Genomic DNA, 16833 nt, shown 5'->3' with positions numbered 1-16833 from the left:
TTAGTTCAAAAAAATCCCCAAGCTGCAGCTTAGGGATTTGTGTATAAGAGACAGACCGAAGTAGCCTTTAATGTTAGTTTGGTTAGCGAAGACTGGGATGTAGCCAGAACCACCAGACTATTAATGCAATAGCAGCAATGCCTAATAATAAGCACATATTATTTCTCCTGTGCTGATTTAGCTTGATAGCTAGGTTTAAATAAGCGAAGCCGATTAGCATTGGTTACGACAGTGATGGATGATAGCGCCATGGCTGCCCCTGCAATGACTGGGCTGAGTAATGCACCTGTGAGTGGGTACAATACACCTGCAGCAATAGGAATACCTAAGCTATTGTAAATAAAGGCACCAAATAGGTTTTCTTTCATATTTCGCAAGGTTGCTTTAGATAACTCTAAGGCATCAACCACTCCATGAAGAGAGTGACGCATTAATGTAAATTGCGCACTTTCTATTGCCACATCAGTACCACTTCCCATCGCAATACCGACTTCTGCCAATGCAAGAGCTGGAGCATCGTTGATACCATCACCGACCATCGCTACTCGATTACCTTGTTGTTGAAGTTGTTTTATTTGTGCCGCTTTGCCATCAGGTAGTACATCAGCAACTACATCAGTAATGCCTAATTTACTCGCAATCACTTGTGCTGTTTTATAACTGTCACCCGTTAGCATCACAACGGTCAGTCCCATTTTTTGCATTCGTTTAACTGCACTTAATGAGTCACTACGTAGAGGATCGCTAATCCCAATGATTCCGATCAGTTGGTTATCTTGTGCTAAATAAATCGGTGTTGCGCCTTGAGAGGCAATATTATCAAAGTCAGTATGAGCTTGACTGATATCAATATTGTGCTGGACCATTAATTTTTCATTTCCCAACATCACGTTGTTTGTATCAATCGTACCTGTTACGCCCATACCAGCAACGGCTTTAAAGTCCGTTACGCGACTGAAAGTCAGCTCTTTTTGCTTCGCTGATTCAATAATAGCGTTCGCTAAAGGATGTTCCGAACTTTGCTCTAAGCTTGCGGTTAATTGTAGTAGCTTATCTTCAGTAAGAGCGGTATAGCTCTGAATACTTACTACTTGTGGCTTTCCTTCAGTGAGCGTACCTGTTTTATCTAACACAACAGTATTGATGTTAGCTGCTTGCTGCATAGCTTCAGCATCACGAATTAAAATCCCTAGCTCTGCTGCGCGTCCAACTCCTACAGTCACTGACATTGGTGTAGCGAGACCTAAGGCACAAGGACAAGCAATGATAAGTACGGTCGTTGCAGCGACTAACATATAAACCGATGACGGTGCTGGACCGAAGTAGTACCACACCATCGCAGTAATAATGGCGATTATCATGACACTTGGCACAAAGATACTTGAGATAGTATCAGCTAAGCGTGCAAGTGCGGGTTTGCTGCTTTGAGCTTGACGAACGAGTTGTATAATTCGAGCAAGCATTGTATCGCTACCAATATGCTCTGCTTTAAAGAGTAATGATCCTTGCTGGTTAATCGTACCTGCTCTTACTTTGTCACCATTTTGCTTGTTAACCGCAAGAGGCTCACCTGTTAGCATCGATTCATCTATATAGGTATTACCCTCAATGACGACACCGTCAACAGCGACTTTTGCACCAGGACGAAGACGTAACGTCATTCCACTTTCTATTTCATTGAGTGGACGCTCACTTTCCACGCCATTTTCAACTACGATAGCAGTTTGTGGTTGTAGGTCGATTAAACGCTCTAATGCTTTAGATGTTTGACTACGCGCACGAACTTCAAGGGCATGGCCTAATGTAATTAAACCTATAATCATGGCTGTTGCTTCAAAGTAAACATGTCGAGCAGACGCTGGGAACATATCTGGTTTTAGCACTACAAGCATTGAAAATAGCCAAGCAGATCCTGTACCTAAAGCGACTAACGTATCCATAGTGGCGCGATGATGTTTAAATGCTTTCCAACTATTGATATAGAAATCTTTACCAACAGTTACGAGCAATAATAGGGTGATTAAGCCAACAAATCCCCATGCTAATTGGCTGGTGGTTGAGTCGATCATCATACTACCGCCAAAGATCCCCCAAGCCATCATAGGAATGCCTAAGCCAAGTGCAATAAATGCATTTCTTAAGTGTGTTTTGAATGTTTGGGTATTTTGTTGTTGTTGACGATGTCGTCGAGTTTGTTCATCTTCACTGATTTCCGCACCATAACCCGCTTCAGTAATAGCGGCAATAACGGCTTTTATATCAGGGGTACCTGAGATAAGTGCTGTTCGCTCTGCAAGGTTTACACTGACAGTATCAACACCGATGACTTGCCTAATCGCTTTTTCAACAGAGGCTACACAACTGGCACATGTCATACCTGATAACAGTAACTGTTGAACCTGAGAACTTTCAGATGAGGGAAGAGTATTTAGCGCTTTATCATCCTTACTCTCTTGTTCATTGATACTTGCTGGTTGGGCTAATTTGTCATCTAAAGCTGTTTGCGTTGCTTGGTAGCCAGCCTCTGTAATAATGGAAATGACATCTTCTGCAGCAAGCATTGTTCTAACTTCTGCATGTGTTTTATCTAAATCAAGGATTTGAATCTGATCATTGGCTTTTAGTTGCTCTGTCAATTTGGCAACGCACTTTTCGCATGAAAGTCCTGATAGAGTAAACATCAGTGTGTTTTCTTCTAATTCCGACGAAGCAGGTATTACTTGATAACCCAGTGACGTAATAATATCGGTAAGTGCATGCTTACTTAGAGAGCCCGTTATATCAGCTGTTTCTTTCGTTATACTAGCGCTAAAAATATCATTACGGTTTGCTAGTGCGGCTTCTACTTTAGCCACGCATCGACCACACGATAAACCAGCTAGTGCAAGTTGATAGTGGAAAAAACCGACTTGATAGCCTAATGCATTGATCTTTTCATACATTGTTTTTAGTGGGCTTTCACTATTTACTGTGATTTGCTTTGTATCAATATCGATAATCTGGCAGTTGGGCAATGTTGCCAAAGCTGAGCGTATTTTATTTACGCAGCTCATGCAATGGACGTTAGCGAGTGGGAGAGTAATAGTATTCATTTTGAGCCCTTACGCCTTACTATATTTAAAGGATGAAGCAAGAATAAACCTTCTAGTTACTGTAAGGTCAAGGTATGTTTGGTGTATTTTAAAGAATAGATAAAAGTGAAGGACAAAGATGATTAATATAAGTGAAGTCGCTGAGAAAACAGGGCTAACAGCAAAAACTATTCGGTTTTATGAAGCTAAAGGCGTGATAAGCCCAGCCCCTAGAGGATCTAATGGCTATCGTTACTATAATCAAAACCATATTTCAGAGTTACTGTTGATCAAACGTTCTCGAATGATTGGATTCTCTCTTGATGAATGCCGTGATTTATTGGCGTTATCAATGGACTCAAGCCGTCAGAGCCGTGATGTAAAAGAAAAGGCGGAAGAAAAGTTAAAAGAGATAGATGTTAAGATCAATGAATTACTACAGATGAAGAAAACACTTGAAGCATTAACTAAGCAATGTCCTGGAGATAAAAATTCAACCTGTCCGATATTAGAAGGTTTAGCACAGCAAGAATAAACAGGCGCTAGAAAATTAGCCCCTGTTATTAATTCTGATTATGAATTACTGTCAGTCATTGCAAGTGTGCCATCGTAAGGGAGCACTTGTAGCTTCGGTTTTGGATGCTTTGTGAAAATGACAAGTTCATCTTTATTCAGTCTTTGTATCGAAAGCTGGTACCAAAAACGTTTATTCGCAAAGTTTAAGCTCTCTATCGCAGCATCAGTAATTTTCTTTGTGTGATCTTCATTACTGGTGACTAATACTGCCGCATTGCCAAAAGCGTAAAAATATAGTCCTTTTAATACCGTATAACCGTTATCTTGTTTAGGATCGGGATAATCAATTAAGGTGTATTGACCAAATTTACAACTACCGAACTGTTCATGGCCTGGAGTGGTTAATTTATAGTTAAAGTCACACCCCATACCGTTAATAATTGGAAATAACATCAGGGCAACTAATGCCATGATGATGTATTTAATTTTTTTCATACAGTTTACCTGCTGAATCTATATATACAGTGCCTTTCGCTGGCAGGTTTTTAGGCAATTCATTTAAGTTAAGAAGCTCTATGTTACCACAGATCTGCTGATTATTAACGGAGACACAAGGTGGTGTTTGCCAACTACTGGTCCAAAGTCCAACCCATGCAAATAACGCAATCATGGATACCCCACAACCCACTTTCGTTAACTTTGATAACGGTGGCTTTACGGTGATATTTGTTTCTTGAGTATCATCATTATCTAATGATGTTGTTACACTTTCTTCTTTACTTAAAGATGCAGTTGTATTTTCACTCGTGATTACGTCATCACTATCTGATACAACTTCGGGTTGGATTTGGTGCTGTATGAAAGTATTTTTAGCAATCGTAAATCCAGCACCTTTTATCGTAATGATAATTTCATTTTTTGTTTTAAAAGCTTTGCGTAAATTAGCGATAGCAACATTTAATGAGTTAGGTACCACTACTTTATCTGGCCAACCGATCTCAAGTAATTTGTCGCGGCTAATAATTTCACCACTATTATCAATTAAGTATTGTAGTATTTTGGTTTCACTAGCACTGAGTTTGGTTGTGGTATCAGGTGTAGAATAAGCGCTTTTTTGGGGTTCAAAGCTATCTTTACCCTGCTTATATATAATCATTGGTTTTACCTATTCACTATTTGTAAAAGACAATAGATGTCTTCTAACGTATTTATCATTGTTATTATTTATAGTGCTAAATGTATCTTTGCGTTGTGGGGTAAACAACGCAGTTTTTAGCGATCAATCTGTCTAAATTGAAGACTTAAGCAATATTCATTGGACGAAAGAAAAACAAAAAACAATTGGATTTCTTTATTGTCAGCGCAGATGCTAACAAAAAAATTTATTTATGGAAGAGATAATAAAAGTAGAACTGGGCATTTTGCACAGATAAATTAATATTCAATCGTCTTTTGATAATTAAATGCCCCTATAAAAATCAATGTTTTTTACGTTATGAGAACACAAGGTGTATATTTGCATCTTGTTGATTTGTAATGATTTATATTTTTTTATATCTCTTTTTTATGTTTTTTTAGTATTGTTTTTTGCGATAAATTTTTTTGTATTTTCCTTTATCTTCTTTTTTTTCTGAAAAAATCATTTTTCAGAAGTCATTTTTTTGACGCTGGTGAAAAAAGCCAAAATAATTGTGAACATCATTTTTTATTACTTGCCATAACATCGTATCCGTCACAAAATGCCTCCCGTTCCTGACAATAACTGCTTTGCGATACACATTAAAAAAATAGTACGCACTATATAAAGCAGACTTAAAAAGTTTAAGCATTACTCAATGGAGTTAAACATGAAATTGAAATCTCTATCTCTATCTGTACTAGCAGCTTTATCTCTAGGTGTTGCTACATCTGCAATGGCAGCTGATGCAACTACTAGCACTACAGCTACAGCACCTGCACAAACAGCACCTTCTTACGATCAATCTGGTTTCTGGATTGGTGGTGCACTAGGTATGGGTTATGTTGGTAACGGTGACGCACATGTGTTCAACGGTACAACTGAAGCGCCAAGCGTTAAATTAGACGCAGGTTACGACTTCAACCAATACTTTGGTCTATACGGTAGCTACGACTACATGCACGACCTAGGTAATGCAGACATGCACCTAGCTACTTTAGGTATGAAAGGTAACCTACCTCTAACTCAAAAGCTTTCTGCATTTGCTAAGTTAGGTGCTACATACATCTATGCTGATAACAAAGATCTAAATGACAACCTATTCCACATGAAGTCTGATAGCTTCTCTGCAACTGGTGGTCTAGGTCTTTCTTACCAAATCACTCACGCACTATCTACTCAAATCGGTGCTGATTACTACCAAAACCTACGTACTTCACACGGTCACGCTGATCTAACTCAAGCGTACTGGGGTATGACTTACAAGTTTGGTCAACCAGCAACACCAATGGTTGTTACTAACAACGTTGAAGTAGTTAAAGAAGTAGCTGTTGAGTCTCAAATCCCAACTCGTTCTTCTTACGTTCTACCATACCAAAATGGTCAAACTAAGCTAAACGACTACGGCCGTTACAACCTAGGTGAAGTTATTGCAACTATGCAAGCTAACCCAGAAGTTAACGCTCAAATCATCGGTCGTGCAGACAAAGTTGGTTCAGCTAAGATCAACGAAAAAGTATCTGCAGAGCGTGCAGCAAACGTTGCTAACTACCTAGAAGCTAACGGTATCGACGCATCTCGTCTAACTGTTTCTTCTGTAAGCTACAACGATCCAATCAAAACTGACTCAGCTGATAAGACTAACTACGTTCAGCGTTCAGTACAGATTATCCTTAAGTAATTAAGAGTGATCACATCTATCTAGTATTTTCATACTAAGATAAATTCAATGCCGGTGACATTTTCACCGGCATTATTTTTTCAATCACATTCCTATTAAATTACTTTAACTAGTCGCTCTATGCGGAGGACTCTGTACGGTTATTGGTAAGCGATTTAATAAGAATGAATTAAAATATAAATTATTAAGGGCTAATAATGAAAAAAGTAACACTATGCTTATTGGCATTAATCACCATTTCATTAACGGGTTGTTTTTCCAATCAGCAACTAGATAAATCTTCACAAATGGTTGGTAATTGGAAACTAAAAGGTGGGCTTGAGCTCCCAGGTATCACTAAACGTCGCCCGTCAGTAAATATTGAACCTAATATGGAAGTTACGGGTTTTACGGGGTGTAATCTTTTTAAAGGTAAAGTTGAGCCTAGTGGTGATTTTTCGCTTCCAGCAGTCACACATAAAATGTGTTTACCGGAATTGGTAAAACAAGAAAATAACATGCTAAACGTGCTACGTAGTGCAACCAGTATTGAAGTTATCAATAATAGTTTAATTGTTGATGCTGGCGATAAGTTCCTTGTGTTTGAAAAAACTAATGCAAGTTGATTGCTTGATGTGATTTAATTTTATATAGAGCCCGACCATAGTGTCGGGCTTTTTCATAATTAGAACTAAGGATAGATGATGTCTGCTATTGCACCAACACAAGTCGTATTTACTCAGCAGCAATGGTTGCTTGATAGCCCTGTAATGCTGATAAATTACGATGATGAAAATTACTATATTGTTACCCAAATAACGCCTTTTCATCCTGTTAGCCATATTTGGCCAGATCATCCAGCTGATCAGGGGAGAATTATTTATGCGGATAAAGCGTATCAAGTTAATAATTGTGTCGTTGGTGCAATTGAATTAGCAACGAATAGACTTTTTGTCGCGCAAGATATTCCTGTTAAACGTGATACTGAAGGTTGGGTATTTGTTGTTGTTCATGTCGTTACAGATGCAATCGCTTTTAATGTGGGCGATATTATTACATTGTCAGTTGATAGCGACTACCAACAAAGTCTAAGCCGTGGACATAGTGCGGGGCATTTATCTTCTTTAGCGTTAAATAAAGTCCTTCATAATGACTTCTGGAGAAAAGAGCCGACTCGTAGAGATGAGCTTGGCTACTATGATTTTCATAGTTATGCCCAAGAAAAAAGTGAAGTGACACCTGATCTCAGTACTGACACGTATCGTTTAGGTAAAACATTACGTAAGCGTGGTCTCAACAGTGCGGATCTATTAGCAGAACTTAATCTCGTAGCTGAGCGTATTAATCTTCAACTCAGTGATTGGGTAGCATTAAAAACTGCTGTAGTAATGAGGCGAGAAGGGGATCATTTAACGGACTCACGTTATTGGCAATGTGATTTGGGCTTTGAAGGTATTATCGAGATCCCTTGTGGCGGTACTCATATTTTATCTTTATCAGAATATCAATCACTTAGCGTTAGTTTTGACGTCATTTCAGAACAAAATATTGTGATGTATACCACTAGCGTTAAAGCATAAGAATGAGCATTTATCTAGATTTTGTCCGCATACTTCTTTTAAAAAGGGAAAGATCTTTATTTATTTAATACATGATCACTGTATTAAATCTAACTTATTCGGATTTATATCCTGTTTAAAATCCGAATACAGCATATGTAACTTATGCTTTCGGGAAGTGTATTGATAAATGTTCTTTTGGTACCAGTTAGCTGATCAGGTTTGTTTTAAAAGATGATCACCACTAAGCATGTTGATCATACCCTTGATCTAAATTGATTTTTTATGATTGTTAGCAATGGAAAAAAGACGTATTTATGATAATTATTTGCGAGCAAGATGAAATTCTACGCGTAAGATAATTGTATTTTCAAATAAGACGTTGAATAATTATGGCTTGAAATTTTGTATGCAGAGGTTGTAAGACATGGCTGATAAAGCTGAAAATATCTGTCCGCAATGTAGCAGTATATTAAATTGGAAAAACCAAGGTTATTTCTGTGATTTTTGCCAACAAGACGTTGAAAAACAGGTGTTTTGTCCTGATTGCAACGAGCAATTAGAGAAGATACAAGCCTGCGGTGCCGCAAATTATTTTTGCAATCATTGCAACGAGTTAAAGTCGAAATCTCGAGTAAAAGTACAATTTCAAATACGTGCTGAAACACACTAAATTTTACAAATAAAAATGGCGCTAATCAGCGCCATTTTATTTGTCATTTCTATTCTTATTTGATAATACAAGAATGAATTTCACCATCCGTGACTGTAGTGATTAGGGTATCGCCTGTTTTTACTTGGGATGTTTTTCTTATGACATCACCTTGTTCATTTCGAGTAATAGAATAACCACGGGCTAAGGTTGCTAGCGGACTTACGGTTTCTAGTTTTTCTGCCGCCACCGCTAATTTATGCTTTGCATTTAGCAGCTTACGGTCTAAAGCATCATAAAGTCTTCGTTCACTTCGCTCTAAATTTCGTTGTGCATTACTTACTAACGTAGCGGGGGAGTAAAGTGATATTTTATAGTTATTACTATCGATATGCTGTTGATGCTTTTGTATTTTTTTCTGCATCGCTTGAACTAAGCGTTGACTAATTTCATCAAGATGTTGCTGCTGTTGATTTAAACGAAGTTGTGGATGCTGACGTTCTAAGCGGTGTTGTAGTTGGGTTGCTTGGCGCAAAGATTGTGATAAATATGACCTGACGGCATGGTGTAATTGTTGTTTTTTACGATCAAGCAATTGCGTTTGGTGAGTCATATCTCGACTGATCAACTCAGCAGCAGCTGAAGGTGTTGGTGCACGGACATCGGCAACAAAATCAGCGATAGTGACATCTACCTCATGACCAACAGCACTGACAATGGGGATCTGGCTAGCAGCAATGGTTCGCGCGACAATTTCTTCATTGAATGCCCAAAGATCTTCCAGTGAACCGCCACCTCGACCGACAATTAACACATCGCATTCCTGCCTAGCATTGGCTCGACCAATCGCTTGTGCAATAGAAATTGCAGAGCCTTCGCCTTGTACCATAGTTGGATAAATTACAATGGGTAAACTCGGATCGCGACGTTGTAATACTTGTAAAATATCGTGTAGAGCCGCGCCTGTTTTTGAGGTAATAATACCTACTCGTTTAGGTTGCTCTGGCAGCATTTGTTTGAGTGATTGAGCAAATAAACCTTCAGCAGCAAGTGACATTTTTAGCTGTTCAAATTGCTGTTGTAAGCGACCATCACCTTCTGGCTGCATACTTTCAATGATCAGTTGATAATCACCACGTGGTTCATATAATGACAAGCGCGCTTTAACTAATACTTGATTACCATTACCTGGTTTAAACGTCACATGTCGATTACTGCCTTTAAACATGGCACATTTAACTTGGGCACGGGAATCTTTCAGAGTGAAATACCAATGACCAGAAACGGGCATCGAGAAATTAGATAACTCACCAATAAGCCATACCACACCCATTTCATTTTCAAGTACGAGACGCACTTGTGCATTTAAGCTAGAAACCGTGTAAATACGACTATTAGTTTGGCTTTGAGGGGAAAAAGTGGTCACTAGGAATGGTACCTGCTATCGAATGAAGTAGTAGGCAGGCGGTCAAAATAAAACCGAATAAGACATAAAGTATACAGGCAGATCAATGGACAGATCTTGGCCGTATTTCCTTGACCGCATCACCGGATAGTTAACCGAAATATATTACTTATCAATTAAAATGTGTCAAGAAAAAAAATAAAAAAAATTCTAGCCAAACGTTTGCTTCGTACGTATAATTCGACCGCAATATTTTATCCTTCTTTAAACCCCTATTCGGTGTGAGATATTGCAATGTTACGAATTAAACAAGAAGCTTTAACCTTCGATGATGTTTTGCTGGTTCCTGCCCATTCAACCGTTCTACCTAACACTGCCGATCTGCGCACTCAACTGACAAAAGATATTTCTCTTAATATCCCAATGGTGTCAGCGTCAATGGATACAGTGACTGAAGGTCGCTTAGCTATCGGTCTTGCTCAAGAAGGTGGTATCGGCTTCATTCACAAAAATATGTCTATCGAACAACAAGCGGATCAAGTTCGCATGGTGAAAAAGTTCGAAGCTGGTGTTGTTTCTGAACCTGTGACTGTTAAACCTACCGCAACGATTGCAGATGTTAAGCGATTAACAGAGCAAAACGGTTTTGCTGGTTACCCAGTAGTAACAGATAGCAATGAGTTGGTTGGTATTATTACAGGTCGTGATGTTCGATTTATTACTGATCTTTCAAAGACTGTTGAAGAAGTGATGACATCTAAAGCGGACTTAGCATCGGCTAAAGAAGGTGCATCTCGTGAAGAAGTTGAAGCTATCATGCAACAACACCGCGTTGAAAAAGTGCTACTTGTTGATGATGAATTCCGTCTTAAAGGCATGATCACGGCAAAAGACTTCCAAAAAGCAGAGCGTAAACCTAACGCTTGTAAAGATGAGCGCGGACGCTTACGTGTTGGTGCTGCGGTTGGTGCTGGTGCGGGTAATGAAGAACGTGTTGCGGCATTGGTTGAAGCAGGCGTAGATGTATTACTTATCGATTCTTCTCATGGTCACTCTGAAGGTGTTTTACAGCGCATTCGTGAAACACGTGCAGCATTTCCTAATCTTCCAATTGTTGGCGGTAACGTAGCAACAGCTGAAGGTGCACGTGCTTTGATTGAAGCGGGTGTTAGTGCTGTTAAAGTTGGTATCGGCCCTGGTTCTATCTGTACAACACGTATTGTTACAGGTGTTGGTGTACCGCAAATTACGGCTATTTCTGAAGCGGCTTCTGTTGCGGATCAGTATGGTATTCCGGTTATTGCCGATGGTGGTATCCGTTATTCTGGTGATATGTGTAAAGCGATTGCCGCTGGTGCATCATGTGTAATGGTAGGCTCAATGTTTGCAGGTACTGAAGAAGCACCGGGCGAAGTTGAACTTTACCAAGGTCGTTCATACAAATCATACCGTGGCATGGGCTCACTAGGCGCAATGTCAAAAGGTTCTTCTGACCGTTATTTCCAAACGGATAATGCTGCTGATAAATTAGTACCAGAAGGTATTGAAGGTCGTGTTGCATATAAAGGTTACCTAAAAGAAATCGTTCACCAACAAATGGGTGGTTTACGTTCAAGCATGGGCTTAACTGGTTCGGCAACGATTGAAGATCTTCGTACTAAAGCTGAATTTGTCCGTATTTCAGGTGCGGGTATGAAAGAGTCACATGTTCATGATGTGACTATTACGAAAGAAGCACCTAACTACCGTATGGGTTAATTGTTTCCCCATTTTAATTGTTGGGTTTAACGATTACGTCAGTAAAAAATAACACTGGGAGCAGACACTCTGCTCCCAATATATACAATTATTCGAGAACACTCACTAATGACCATGACCACAAATATTCATGAACAACGCATCCTTATTTTGGACTTTGGCTCTCAATACACACAGCTAATCGCACGTCGTATCCGTGAAATTGGTGTGTACTGTGAACTATGGAGTTGGGATGTTGATGAAGCCGATATCCGTGAATTTGCACCTAACGGTATTATTCTTTCTGGTGGTCCTGAAAGTGTAACTGAAGCTGGTTCTCCTCGTGCACCACAATATGTTTTTGAAGCAGGTGTGCCAGTATTTGGTGTGTGTTACGGCATGCAGACGATGGCTGAGCAACTTGGTGGTAAAGTTGCAGGTTCTAATGAGCGTGAGTTTGGTTATGCGCAAGTTAAAATTGTTGAGCCAACTCATTTCCTTGAAGGTATTCAAGACGCAATTGCTGAAGACGGTACTCCGTTAATGGATGTGTGGATGAGCCATGGCGATAAAGTGGTTGAAATTCCATCTGATTTTATCAAAGTTGCTGAAACTGATACTTGTCCATTTGCTGCAATGGCAAACGAAGAAAAGCGCTTCTACGGTGTTCAGTTTCACCCTGAAGTGACGCATACACGTCAAGGTATGAAGTTAATTGAAAACTTCGTAATGAATATCTGTGGTTGTGAAAAACTATGGACATCAGCCAATATCATTGAAGATGCTATCGTTCGTATTAAAGAGCAGATAGGTGATGATGAAGTGATTCTTGGCCTTTCTGGCGGTGTTGACTCATCAGTTGTTGCGATGCTTATTCACCGTGCGATTGGTGATAAGTTAACGTGTGTATTTGTTGATAACGGTTTACTTCGTCTAAACGAAGGTCAACAAGTGATGGATATGTTTGGCGATAAGTTTGGTTTAAACATTGTGCATGTTAAAGCCGAAGATCGTTTCCTATCTGCACTTGCAGGCATTGATGATCCTGAAGCGAAGCGTAAAAAAATTGGTCATGTTTTCGTTGATGTATTTGATGAAGAATCAAAGAAATTGAAAAATGCGAAATGGCTTGCCCAAGGTACCATTTACCCTGATGTGATTGAGTCAGCGGCATCGAAAACAGGCAAGGCACACGTGATTAAATCTCACCATAACGTAGGTGGTCTACCAGACGATATGGAAATGGGTCTTGTTGAACCATTAAAAGAGCTATTTAAAGATGAAGTACGTAAAATCGGCCTAGAGTTAGGCTTACCTTATAATATGCTTTACCGCCACCCATTCCCAGGCCCTGGTCTAGGTGTGCGTGTACTAGGTGAAGTGAAGAAAGAGTACTGTGACTTACTACGTCGTGCAGATGCAATCTTCATTGAAGAGCTTCATAAGGCAGATCTTTACAACAAAGTATCGCAAGCATTTACCGTATTCCTACCTGTTCGCTCTGTTGGCGTAATGGGTGACGGTCGTAAATATGATTGGGTGGTATCACTACGTGCAGTAGAAACAATCGATTTTATGACAGCACATTGGGCACACCTGCCTTACGATTTCCTAGGTAAAGTATCGAACCGTATTATCAACGAAGTCGATGGTATTTCTCGCGTAGTTTACGATATTTCAGGTAAGCCACCTGCAACGATCGAGTGGGAATAATAGTCCTTACTAATAAATAGTAACAAATTTCAAACCCTAGCAAGATCACTTGCTAGGGTTTTTTATTGCTCATATTTTTTCGATAGTCACTCAACCCTAGGTGTTGTGATGGTTTGCTATGCCTTTTTTTAAACGTTATTTATGGGTGTGATTCTAGAGGGGTATAACTTAGCTCGTGTGGAATGTATTTAATCATGACGGGTAATGTTTATCGTTGTTTGAAATGATGTTGATTTATTGTTTACGGTTAATGCTTGGTTACAAAGTTTTGTTATAACTTTTAGTGATTCGTTAGATGATATTGCTTTTTTTTATTTTTCTTTAGCTACAATCGTCCGACCTAAATTCAGCGTCGTGCTGAAAGGAAAATAACGAGATTTACAAAAAGTAGATCCATGTTGCAAACATAACCAACATATAGGGGCACGGAGTTGCCATGAACGAAAAAACATTAAATCAAGCGCCGAAGACATCAAGCGCTATGGATAAGTTTTTAAATGGTATTGAGCGAGTAGGTAATAAGATCCCCGATCCTGCTTTACTATTTTTCTGGGGATTAGTCGTTGTTTGGGTTCTTTCAGCGATTATGTCTCAGTTTGACTTTGGACTGGTTCACCCTGTTACACAACAAGTTGTACAAGTAAACAATCTCTTAACAGGTGATGCATTAGCGAGTTTCCTTGCCAATATGGTAAAGAATTTCACAGGTTTTGCACCATTAGGGATCGTACTGGTTGCGATGTTGGGTGTCGGTGTTGCTGAAGCATCAGGCTTTATCAATACGGGTCTGAAAAAAATGTTGAATGTGACACCCGCTAAACTATTAACACCTATGTTAATTTTAGTTGCGATTGTCTCACATACAGCTGCAGATGCTGGTTATGTATTGGTTATTCCACTAGGTGGTATTATTTTCCATGCAGCGGGTCGACATCCATTAGCAGGTATTGCGGCAGCGTTTGCAGGTGTATCTGGTGGTTTCTCAGCAAACTTTATTCCATCAGGTATTGATCCACTTCTTGCCGGCTTTACCCAAGAAGCGGCGCGTATCATGGATCCTGATTACATTGTAAATCCATTAGCGAACCTAATGTTTACTGGTTTGTCTTCGATTATTATTGTTGCCATTGGTTGGTATATCACAGATAAAGTGATTGAGCCGCGCTTAAGCAAAACGGCGATTGATGAAGATGCAGAAGAAGCGCCTGATATGGGGTCTTTCACAGAGCTTGAAAGTAAGGCATTTTCTTTCGCAGGTTGGGCAATGGTGGCAGGTATTGCTTTACTTGTTGCTGCTGTATGGCCTGAGTCATCACCACTGCGCTCCCCAACCGGTGAAATTGCAGCATTCAATGCACCGGTTATGCAATCCATCGTTCCGCTAATTTTTATCTTGTTTGTGATCCCTGGGATCATCTACGGTAAAGTGGCAGGTACGTTCAAGCAAAGTAGCGATGTGATCAAAGCAATGTCAACCACTATGGCGGGTATGGCAAGTTTCATGGTGATGGTGTTCTTTATTGCCCAGTTCTTGGTTGCTTTTACACAATCAAACTTAGGCACGTTGTTAGCACTTTCTGGCGCACAGTTACTACAAGAGATGAATTTACCGGGTCAGGTAACTATCGTAGGTATGATCTTGCTAACAGCAAGTGTGAACTTACTGGTAGGCTCGGCTTCTGCGAAATGGGCATTGATTGGTCCTATCATGGTACCAATGCTAATGGCGGTAGGTATTTCTCCTGAGCTAACACAAGCGGCATACCGTGTAGGTGACTCTGTATCTAATATCATTTCACCAATGATGGTGTTCTTCCCACTGGTTGTTGTTTACATGCAACGTTATGTGAAGAGTTCTGGTATCGGTACACTTGCTTCAATGATGATGCCATATTCAATTGCAATGCTAGTAGGCTGGACAATCTTCTTACTCGTTTACTGGGCGTTAGGTATTCCTCTAGGTGTACAAGCGCCATACACATACAGCTTATAATTTAAGTGACTGATAATTTAAATTTCAGCAGATAAAAGAAAAGCCTCGCTAAAATAGTGAGGCTTTTTTCTATCTATCAGCTAAAGATATAATTTGAATATCTCTATTGATGATATGGGTTCTTACTTATTGAAGTGTTCAGCGTGGAAGCGTAGGTGATCTTCAATAAATGTCGCCATAAAGTAGTAGCTGTGATCGTAACCATCTTGCATACGAATTTCTACAGGATAGTCATTCGCTTCTGCCGCAGCCATTAAAGTTTCAGTGCGCAGTTGACCTTCATTATAGAAGTTATCGTGCGTACCTTGATCAACCAGCATTGGTGTTTTTTGCTCAGCTTTACGCATTAACTCGCTTGAATCGTATTGCTTCCACGTTTCAGTGTTGCTGCCTAGGTAACCGGTAAAGGCTTTTTGACCCCATGCACAGTTCATAGGATTAGCAATTGGGCTAAATGCAGATGCTGATGTAAAACGCTCAGGATTACGCATCGCAATCATTAATGCACCATGTCCACCCATTGAGTGACCGCTGATTGCACGTTGATTAGATACAGGGAAGTGAGCTTCAACTAATGCTGGTAGCTCATTAACAATGTAATCGTACATGTTGTAATGACGATTCCAAGGTGCTTCTGTCGCGTTCACGTAGAACCCAGCGCCTAAGCCAAAATCGTAGCTACCTGTTGGATCATCTTCTACACCTTCGCCGCGTGGGCTAGTATCGGGTGCAACAATGGCAACACCTAATTCTGCTGCGATACGTTGAGCGCCCGCTTTTTGCATAAAGTTTTCATCAGTACACGTTAAACCTGATAACCAGTAAATTACTGGTACTTTTTGTCCTGCAGCCGTTTGTGGTGGTAGGAAAATAGCAAAACGCATATCGCAATTAAGTACTTCTGAGCGGTGTGTATATTGTTTATGCCAACCGCCAGCAGTTTTATTACAGCTAATGTTTTCTAAAGGCATGGGATGCTCTCTCAGTCAGATCAGGCGCAGAGATAGAGTACAGAAGATGATCTCTGCGCATTAATTATTATGTAATTATATTATTATTTATCGAAGTGGATAATAGTACGGATACTTTTACCTTCGTGTAGCAGGTCAAATGCTTCGTTGATTTTGTCTAATCCCATATTAAATGAGATAAAGTCATCAAGTTGGAATTCGCCAGCCATGTAACGATCTACGATACCTGGAAGTTCTGAACGGCCTTTAACACCACCGAATGCAGAACCGCGCCATACACGACCTGTTACTAGTTGGAATGGACGAGTAGAGATCTCTTGACCTGCACCAGCAACACCAATGATTACTGATTCGCCCCAACCTTTGTGACAACACTCAA

The 16833-nt window shown here is 39.9% G+C and carries 13 protein-coding genes and 1 pseudogene; 8 read left to right on the top strand and 6 right to left on the bottom strand.

What is annotated here, in order from left to right; genetic code table 11:
• Positions 1–158: 158 nt before the first annotated feature.
• Complete coding sequence (locus tag I3259_RS18685) at positions 159–3092, bottom strand: copper-translocating P-type ATPase (RefSeq protein WP_346015709.1); 2934 nt, start codon at positions 3090–3092, stop codon at positions 159–161.
• A 118-nt stretch (positions 3093–3210) separates the two neighbouring features.
• Between I3259_RS18685 and cueR the strand changes: the two genes are divergently transcribed.
• Positions 3211–3606, top strand: coding sequence for a Cu(I)-responsive transcriptional regulator (gene cueR / locus I3259_RS18680; protein WP_238031213.1), 396 nt, complete (start codon positions 3211–3213; stop codon positions 3604–3606).
• Between the two features lie 38 nt (positions 3607–3644).
• On the opposite strand, the gene I3259_RS18675 is transcribed toward cueR, so the two are convergent.
• Both I3259_RS18675 and I3259_RS18670 read right to left on the bottom strand, forming a co-directional pair.
• A complete protein-coding gene (locus I3259_RS18675) occupies positions 3645–4082 on the bottom strand; it encodes a hypothetical protein (protein ID WP_238031212.1) in 438 nt (145 codons plus the stop codon).
• On the bottom strand, positions 4069–4743 hold the full coding sequence (locus I3259_RS18670; protein WP_238031211.1) for a winged helix-turn-helix domain-containing protein: 675 nt from the start codon (positions 4741–4743) through the stop codon (positions 4069–4071). The genes I3259_RS18675 and I3259_RS18670 overlap by 14 nt, the downstream gene beginning before the upstream one ends.
• A gap of 691 nt (positions 4744–5434) precedes the next feature.
• Between I3259_RS18670 and I3259_RS18665 the strand changes: the two genes are divergently transcribed.
• The 4 genes from I3259_RS18665 to I3259_RS18650 all read left to right on the top strand — a co-directional run bounded on the left by I3259_RS18665 (position 5435) and on the right by I3259_RS18650 (position 8656).
• Entirely contained in the window at positions 5435–6445 is a 1011-nt protein-coding gene (locus tag I3259_RS18665; protein WP_238031210.1) for an OmpA family protein, read from the top strand.
• 197 nt (positions 6446–6642) lie between these two features.
• A complete protein-coding gene (locus tag I3259_RS18660) occupies positions 6643–7050 on the top strand; it encodes an META domain-containing protein (RefSeq protein ID WP_238031209.1) in 408 nt (135 codons plus the stop codon).
• Between the two features lie 78 nt (positions 7051–7128).
• Positions 7129–8004 carry an alanyl-tRNA editing protein gene (locus I3259_RS18655; protein WP_238031208.1) on the top strand — a complete coding sequence of 292 codons (876 nt, stop codon included), beginning with the start codon at positions 7129–7131 and terminating at the stop codon, positions 8002–8004.
• A 406-nt stretch (positions 8005–8410) separates the two neighbouring features.
• On the top strand, positions 8411–8656 hold the full coding sequence (locus I3259_RS18650) for a zinc ribbon domain-containing protein (RefSeq protein ID WP_238031207.1): 246 nt from the start codon (positions 8411–8413) through the stop codon (positions 8654–8656).
• A 55-nt stretch (positions 8657–8711) separates the two neighbouring features.
• Here I3259_RS18650 and xseA read toward each other — a convergent pair whose 3' ends face one another.
• On the bottom strand, positions 8712–10061 hold the full coding sequence (gene xseA, locus I3259_RS18645; protein ID WP_238031206.1) for an exodeoxyribonuclease VII large subunit: 1350 nt from the start codon (positions 10059–10061) through the stop codon (positions 8712–8714).
• A gap of 273 nt (positions 10062–10334) precedes the next feature.
• Here xseA and guaB point away from each other — a divergent pair, with 273 nt between their 5' ends.
• The 3 genes from guaB to I3259_RS18630 all read left to right on the top strand — a co-directional run bounded on the left by guaB (position 10335) and on the right by I3259_RS18630 (position 15483).
• A complete protein-coding gene (gene guaB, locus I3259_RS18640; protein ID WP_238031205.1) occupies positions 10335–11798 on the top strand; it encodes an IMP dehydrogenase in 1464 nt (487 codons plus the stop codon).
• A 114-nt stretch (positions 11799–11912) separates the two neighbouring features.
• The gene (gene guaA, locus I3259_RS18635) at positions 11913–13490 is read left to right on the top strand and encodes a glutamine-hydrolyzing GMP synthase (protein ID WP_238031214.1); all 1578 of its coding nucleotides are present in this window, start codon (positions 11913–11915) and stop codon (positions 13488–13490) included.
• 436 nt (positions 13491–13926) lie between these two features.
• Entirely contained in the window at positions 13927–15483 is a 1557-nt protein-coding gene (locus I3259_RS18630) for an AbgT family transporter (protein WP_238031204.1), read from the top strand.
• A gap of 122 nt (positions 15484–15605) precedes the next feature.
• On the opposite strand, the gene fghA is transcribed toward I3259_RS18630, so the two are convergent.
• Both fghA and I3259_RS18620 read right to left on the bottom strand, forming a co-directional pair.
• Positions 15606–16454, bottom strand: coding sequence for an S-formylglutathione hydrolase (gene fghA / locus I3259_RS18625; RefSeq protein WP_238031203.1), 849 nt, complete (start codon positions 16452–16454; stop codon positions 15606–15608).
• 83 nt (positions 16455–16537) lie between these two features.
• Positions 16538–16833 (bottom strand): annotated as a pseudogene (locus I3259_RS18620) (S-(hydroxymethyl)glutathione dehydrogenase); the annotation flags it as partial.

The organism is Photobacterium sp. Ph5 (genome assembly GCF_022129445.1).
In the GTDB taxonomy this organism is placed as follows: Bacteria; Pseudomonadota; Gammaproteobacteria; order Enterobacterales; family Vibrionaceae; genus Photobacterium.
This window is presented reverse-complemented; position numbering and strand designations above follow the sequence as displayed.